General features: G+C 42.0%; 9 protein-coding genes. 3 read left to right on the top strand and 6 right to left on the bottom strand.

Features of this window, described 5'->3' with window-relative positions; all coding sequences use genetic code 11:
• Nucleotides 1–94: 94 nt before the first annotated feature.
• Entirely contained in the window at nt 95–346 is a 252-nt protein-coding gene (locus tag VK097_RS02805; RefSeq protein ID WP_324210277.1) for a hypothetical protein, read from the bottom strand.
• A gap of 282 nt (nt 347–628) precedes the next feature.
• Here VK097_RS02805 and VK097_RS02800 point away from each other — a divergent pair, with 282 nt between their 5' ends.
• Nucleotides 629–904: a hypothetical protein gene (locus tag VK097_RS02800; protein WP_324210276.1), complete on the top strand. Its 276-nt coding sequence runs from the start codon at nt 629–631 to the stop codon at nt 902–904.
• 27 nt (nt 905–931) lie between these two features.
• Here VK097_RS02800 and VK097_RS02795 read toward each other — a convergent pair whose 3' ends face one another.
• Entirely contained in the window at nt 932–1,207 is a 276-nt protein-coding gene (locus tag VK097_RS02795) for a YutD family protein (RefSeq protein WP_324210275.1), read from the bottom strand.
• Nucleotides 1,208–1,350: 143 nt separating this feature from the next.
• Between VK097_RS02795 and VK097_RS02790 the strand changes: the two genes are divergently transcribed.
• Complete coding sequence (locus tag VK097_RS02790) at nt 1,351–1,929, top strand: YhcN/YlaJ family sporulation lipoprotein (protein WP_324210274.1); 579 nt, start codon at nt 1,351–1,353, stop codon at nt 1,927–1,929.
• Between the two features lie 64 nt (nt 1,930–1,993).
• A complete protein-coding gene (locus VK097_RS02785; RefSeq protein ID WP_324210273.1) occupies nt 1,994–2,956 on the top strand; it encodes a M23 family metallopeptidase in 963 nt (320 codons plus the stop codon).
• A gap of 93 nt (nt 2,957–3,049) precedes the next feature.
• Here VK097_RS02785 and VK097_RS02780 read toward each other — a convergent pair whose 3' ends face one another.
• From VK097_RS02780 to VK097_RS02765, 4 genes are all read right to left on the bottom strand, one after another.
• Complete coding sequence (locus VK097_RS02780) at nt 3,050–3,157, bottom strand: MetS family NSS transporter small subunit (RefSeq protein ID WP_324210272.1); 108 nt, start codon at nt 3,155–3,157, stop codon at nt 3,050–3,052.
• The gene (locus VK097_RS02775) at nt 3,158–4,693 is read right to left on the bottom strand and encodes a sodium-dependent transporter (protein ID WP_324210271.1); all 1,536 of its coding nucleotides are present in this window, start codon (nt 4,691–4,693) and stop codon (nt 3,158–3,160) included.
• Nucleotides 4,694–4,871: 178 nt separating this feature from the next.
• The gene (yunB, locus tag VK097_RS02770) at nt 4,872–5,672 is read right to left on the bottom strand and encodes a sporulation protein YunB (protein ID WP_324210270.1); all 801 of its coding nucleotides are present in this window, start codon (nt 5,670–5,672) and stop codon (nt 4,872–4,874) included.
• A 52-nt stretch (nt 5,673–5,724) separates the two neighbouring features.
• The gene (locus VK097_RS02765) at nt 5,725–6,027 is read right to left on the bottom strand and encodes a YunC family protein (RefSeq protein ID WP_324210269.1); all 303 of its coding nucleotides are present in this window, start codon (nt 6,025–6,027) and stop codon (nt 5,725–5,727) included.
• Nucleotides 6,028–6,031: the final 4 nt, after the last annotated feature.

Here is a 6,031-nt window from a genome sequence, read left to right as displayed (position 1 = left end):
AAGAACTGAAAGAGCGTATCGAACTGTACTTGCAGGAAGTCAATGAAAATCCAGTTCCCTTTCGTTGGCGATATGGATTAGATTTATTACAAGGTTAAATGATGTTTGTTTTAACGTTACTTTTGAAACGATCTACTAGTTGATCTTCAGCAGGTGATTGATTTTCTTCCGTATCATCATCAGCTTCATTATTGTCGCCATCTGTTGACTCATTATTTTTTTGTTCTTCTGATTGCTCATTTTCGTCTTTATTATCCTGATCTGATGCCTCATTCTGTGAACAGCCAGCGATCAGTATAAGGCCAATCACAACACAAAGCACTAATTTAAACATTCTCATACGCATAATCTCTCTCCCTTTCGATTTTAAATATAACTTTCTGGTCATTTCATTTAATTTTATCTAGTTTAAGAATACCACTCCTCCACTAAACCATCGACTATAACAAATAATACTAAACCAACTGCTTAAATACAAAGGGCATTAAACAAATTTCAAGAAGTTATATACAAGAATAATTTTTAGTAATAATTGCCATTCGTCTTATATCAGTCAAAATTTTGGGTTATATTGACATAATAATACTGCAATTATGAGATAAATTAATGATATGAAAGGATGAGGTGGATGACTAAAAAGCGTAAAAAACAGTACAGCGATTTTTCGAATGTCCGGAATCAGCAAAACCTGATTCCTGAAGAATTTCCCGAAGGGCCGTTCGGATCGGAAATAAACGATGATGAATTGGAGGGCAGTAAATCGACACCGTGGAAAGAAGGGCAGAAACGGGAAAGTGCGTTTGTTTATGCGAATAAGGAACTTCATGACGATCTGCCTAGACAAACCCCCGGTGCCCACCCGATCCATGATGAACCGGGTGAGGAAGATCCGGACGATAAATAAGAGCAGCAGCCAAATGGGCTGCTGCTCTTATTTATCCACTTTTTTCAAAAGGAAATACGCACAGCCGAAATTGCAATACTCGTAAAGATAGTCATCCAGCGTGCTTATTTTTGTATCAAAGCCGGCTTTGGGGTTCTGGTCATCATAGAAGCCTTTGAGCCGCAGCTGCTCATAGCCCCAATCACCGACAATAAAATCATATTTGGACAAAATATCGGAAAAGCGTTCTTTTAAATGTTCTTCATGAAAACCGTCTTTTTCGTTTTCAATGATTTCATATGTCTTTCCCTGTAACTCAATCACAAAACTCACCCCATTTGCGTAACCTCAGTTTATCATAACCCGGCACTATTCAACCAATATTTTCGACAAAAATTTGCTGTATGAAAATTACCGGATACAGCAAACTAAGATGGAAAGATTATTTGGGTAATAGGAGGCAAGTCATGAACAGACAATTAATTTTCCCATTTTTATTGCTGACAGCTATCATACTTGCAGGTTGCGGCGGTACGGATAATGCAGCGGATGATGAACGCCGGCAGGCTGAAGAGCGCGATCAGATTGTCGAGGAACTTGACCCGGAGCAGGAAACGACACCGTCCAACCCATCCGGTGACAATAAGCTTGGGTATGTACGTTATACAAAAGAGCAAGTTGAAAATGAAACTGAAGAACAGCATAGCATCAATATCGACCGGACCAGCCTTGCTAATATGATTACACGAATCATTTTGCGGAATGACGGTTTTGCTGAAGCTGCGACACTTGTCACCGATGATAAAGCGCTCATTGCATACGATAAAGAAGATGATTTGGACTCAGAGAAAGCAGCGGACATTGCCAATAAAACAGCTGTCTCGATTCTGCCGGGTTATTTTGATGTTTACGTTTCAGATAGGGCTTCGTTGATAAACGATATTCAAAGCCTGCACAATTCCAGCATCAAAGATAATAACTATGACAATACGATTAATCAGATTATTGAACAAATGAAAAAATCTCCACAGGGAAAAGAAGAATAGCCGAGCATAGGACTAACTGATGAGTTTTTGTCAGTTCAGTCCTTTTACGAAGGAGGTGTGCTCAATGCTGAGGAAAATGACCTTCCTGCTGGCAGCTTTATTTTTTCTCACTGCCGTTCTGAATCCCGTTCATGCAGAAGAAGAGGAACAGGATCTGCATGAAAAACGAATGGTTTTATACAAAAAAACAGAGACTGTCACGCAAGTCCCCTGGTATTATATTGCTGCGATTGATCAGTATGAACGGAACAGCACTGAAGAAGATAAGGACGATCAGCTCGTATCCATCTCTATCCCTGATGAACTGTGGTATGGTCTCGGGAACAGTTCGATGATTGAAAAGGAAAGCATCATTCAATTTTTTCAGGGAAAAGGCAGGGATGGCAACGGAGATAATAAAGCCAATCCGGACAACCCGGAAGATGTGCTGTACACGATGGCAAACATTTTGCTGGAATATGGTCCTTCCCATGATGAAGTGAAAATTGCCCTTTGGAATTATTATCAACGCGATTTGACCGTTCAGACGATCATGAATACGGCTAAAGTTTTCAAAAAGTATAACCGGATAAAGCTGACAGACCGGGATTTCCCTGTCGATACGAACTATAATTACAGCTATAACAATAACTGGGGCGACCGCCGCGGTTTTGGAGGCGTCAGAATACATGAGGGATCGGATATTTTTGCAGATTACGGCACACCGGTCAAATCCACAACATACGGTGTTATTGAAATGAAAGGCTGGAACTTGTATGGCGGGTGGCGGCTCGGCATTCGCGATATCAATAATGTCTACCATTACTACGCCCACATGAGCGGCTATAATGATGATATTAAAGTTGGTCAAGTTGTCGAACCAGGTGATCTTCTCGGCAAAGTCGGTTCTACTGGCTACGGACCGCCCGGCACATCCGGAAAATTCCCGCCGCATCTGCATTATGGTTTATATCAGGATGACGGACACAGTGAATGGTCATTCGATCCATACCCTTATCTGCGGAAATGGGAACGGATGTCTGACTGACCATTGAAATACGTTATCAGCGCAAACCAGTTTAACCGAAAGTAAACGAGCCTCTGCCGTTAGTGGCAAAAGCTCGTTTGCTTTGTATCTTCATTACTTTCGATTAGCACTTTTTTTCACAGCGTTCGTAATACTTGCTGCCAATCCTCCCCATATAATCAACATGGAGATAATCATGAATGTAATCGCTCCACCGGTCATTTATTTCGCCTCCCAGGAATTTTGTGATTCATGCCCATCGTTTTTAGACCCTTTCCATTTAATGAAGGCCAGGATGATGCCGACTACTAACGCGCCGCCGGCAACAAACCAGCCGCTGTACATGATAAAGGTGTCCGGATAGTTTCCGTAGTTGCCGGTTTCCGTTTCAAATCGCTGCAGGAGATTGTCTCTGAGCAAAATGATCATATTGTAACCAAGAACAATCGGCGTGATAAGCATCAGACTGACATTCCACCAGGATCTGATCTTCATGTCGGAGATTTCGTTCGCATGATCCTTTAATTCATTCAGCTTGCGCAGGAACCAAGCGATGACGATAACTTCGACCAGACCAAGTGCAGCAACACCGAACTGGTTGATGAAATAGTCCGCTGCATCCAGAAAGTTCAAGCCGCCCCGCGTTGCAAAAACCAATGATACGAGAGCAGCAAATCCGCCGCCAAACAGAACAGCTTTTTGACGGGAAGTGTTCAATTTGTCGGATAATCCTGCTACATATGTTTCAATGATCGATATGAGTGATGACAGACCGGCCAAAACGAGTGATGCGAAAAATAAGAACCCGAATAATTCATTCAATGCCGGGAATTGATTAATGATTTGCGGGAATACCACAAATGCAAGCCCAACACCGCCGGTCACCACATCTTCCACCGCGACTCCCTGATTTACTGCCATAAATCCAAGAACCGAGAAGACACCGATACCACACAACAGTTCAAAGCTGGAATTACCGAACCCGACAATAAATGCGTTATTGGTAATATCCGATTTCTTTGGCAGATAACTCGAGTAGGTTATCATAATTGCAAATGCTATGGACATACTGAAGAATATTTGCCCATAAGCTGCAACCCAGACATCCGGATTGGCAAGTGCCCCAAAATCAGGTGTAAAGAAAGTGTTCAAACCTTCAAAAGCTCCAGGAAGAGTTACTGCCCGGATAACGATAATAAGAAAGACAACTACCAGCGTCGGAATAAATATCCGATTCGCCATTTCGATACCTTTTTTAACACCCCGGTATAGAACACCCAAAACAATCAGCCAAACAATAATTAATGGTATAAGTACACTTGGAACAAAGCCGCCAAATTCACCAGGTGCCGCTGTCTCCAAATAATTGCTGAACAAAAATCCTTCTGTGTCCGATCCCCAGTTCAAATTAAATGAAAAAATCGAATATGAAATTGCCCAGGCAATAATGACCGAGTAGTAGGTTGAGATGACGAAAGCAACCAGCACGCCCCACCAGCCAACCCATTCAGTTTTTTTATTCATCCGTTTGAATGTAAGCGGCGAAGATCCCCGATACCTGTGTCCCATGGTGAATTCCATAATCAAAATCGGAATACCTGCAGTCAGCAGCGCAATCAGGTACGGAACCATAAATGCTCCCCCGCCATTTTCAAACGCAGTTGCCGGGAAACGCCATATATTGCCCAGACCGACCGCTGAGCCTACTGCAGCTAAAATAAAACCTGATCTTGTCCCCCATTGAGAACGATTTTCCATATTGATACCACCCCTTCATTGATTCTCTATGATCCTTAATAATCAGAATCCAGAGTAATCTTTACATTATTTGTTTTTTTCAGATATTTATGCATTAATTATAACGGTACTTTATGACTATGTCAAAATTATTGTTGAAAATTTATTTTAACACCTTCTTCCAATTTAAAAAAATATGTTATTCTTCTTTCTCTTTTGTAATGGAGTCTTTAGGTACGGAAATTGAAGGACTATCACTGTCACCGCCCCCATAAAAGTCCGGTACATCACCCATAAGAGCCCCGCCGTCGATATAGATTTCAGTTGAGACAGTGGTGGTTTCTGTTGAGAATGGGATGACGATTTGTACATCCGCTTCCACCTCTACATATAACGACACCCACGACCCGTTTATTCCGAGCGGTTCTTCTTCCCGGACAATATTGGTGCGGACATTTCCGACAATTTCAAAATTAACTGGAATTCTTGGTCCAAGATTGGCCAGAATCGTGTTGCCGGTTGCCTGACCTAGCGGAACTTCCACAACTGTCGGGTCTTTTTCCGGCAGATTCTCAGTTGTATCCTCAAATTCCTCCGGTTCAAACAGCGAATTTTCATAATCAGGCGGTTCACCCGAATTCATATATCGAAAATACTCTTCAACCCGGTCAGTTGCTACCCGATTGATTTCACTTACAACTGACGAGTTCCAGTTGTATGTTGCCACTTTGCCCTCGTTGTCATATGTAATATTCAGCAAATCATCATAACTGTAATTTTCAGCAAACCTTACAGCCGTATTGATTCCGCGTGTCGCAAATTCAGTCGTTTTCGTTTCGGCAATATCCATGAGCGTCGGTCTGATTCCTTTATCAATAACCAGGATACTGAGAAATGTCATTAACACAAAAACAATCAATGTAATCGCAACAATATTTTTCATTGGAGGCGGTGATTTGGATATTTTTCTTCCGCGGAATGCCATGCGTTTCCTTAACATAAGAAACCCCCTTAAAACAGCATATGCTTGTTTTAGGGGGCTTAGAATCCAATTATGCTATTTTTAACAAAGCATCTTTGCCTGTCATACCCGACTCCCACCCGTATACTTTGGATGCATCGGTCACTTTTTGTAGTGGTGCATGCAAAAGCTCATCGATTGTTTTGACACCTGTTGCACGTCCGGCAATCACGTTTCTGTCTTTGAGAACATCATTTAAGAGATCAACATCCAGTGCGCCGCACATAATGTAACCCACCTCATTGGAGATGACCAGCAGATTTGTTTTAGGCAGCTCCACTGTTACCGCAGTAAAATGCATTCCTTCCACTTCCAATGGGTTCACTGTCATCATAATC

This window comes from Lentibacillus sp. (assembly GCF_035301675.1).
In the GTDB taxonomy this organism is placed as follows: Bacteria; Bacillota; Bacilli; order Bacillales; family Amphibacillaceae; genus Lentibacillus.
This window is presented reverse-complemented; position numbering and strand designations above follow the sequence as displayed.

Bases quoted from the DNA above. Each gene is read 5' to 3' on its own strand.
- VK097_RS02785 (WP_324210273.1), top strand. From the start codon at position 1,994: ATGCTGAGGAAAATGACCTTCCTGCTGGCAGCTTTATTTTTTCTCACT.
- VK097_RS02790 (WP_324210274.1), top strand. From the start codon at position 1,351: ATGAACAGACAATTAATTTTCCCATTTTTATTGCTGACAGCTATCATA.
- VK097_RS02765 (WP_324210269.1), bottom strand. From the start codon at position 6,027: ATGATGACAGTGAACCCATTGGAAGTGGAAGGAATGCATTTTACTGCG.
- VK097_RS02775 (WP_324210271.1), bottom strand. From the start codon at position 4,693: ATGGAAAATCGTTCTCAATGGGGGACAAGATCAGGTTTTATTTTAGCT.
- VK097_RS02805 (WP_324210277.1), bottom strand. From the start codon at position 346: ATGCGTATGAGAATGTTTAAATTAGTGCTTTGTGTTGTGATTGGCCTT.
- yunB (WP_324210270.1), bottom strand. From the start codon at position 5,672: ATGTTAAGGAAACGCATGGCATTCCGCGGAAGAAAAATATCCAAATCA.
- VK097_RS02780 (WP_324210272.1), bottom strand. From the start codon at position 3,157: ATGACCGGTGGAGCGATTACATTCATGATTATCTCCATGTTGATTATA.
- VK097_RS02800 (WP_324210276.1), top strand. From the start codon at position 629: ATGACTAAAAAGCGTAAAAAACAGTACAGCGATTTTTCGAATGTCCGG.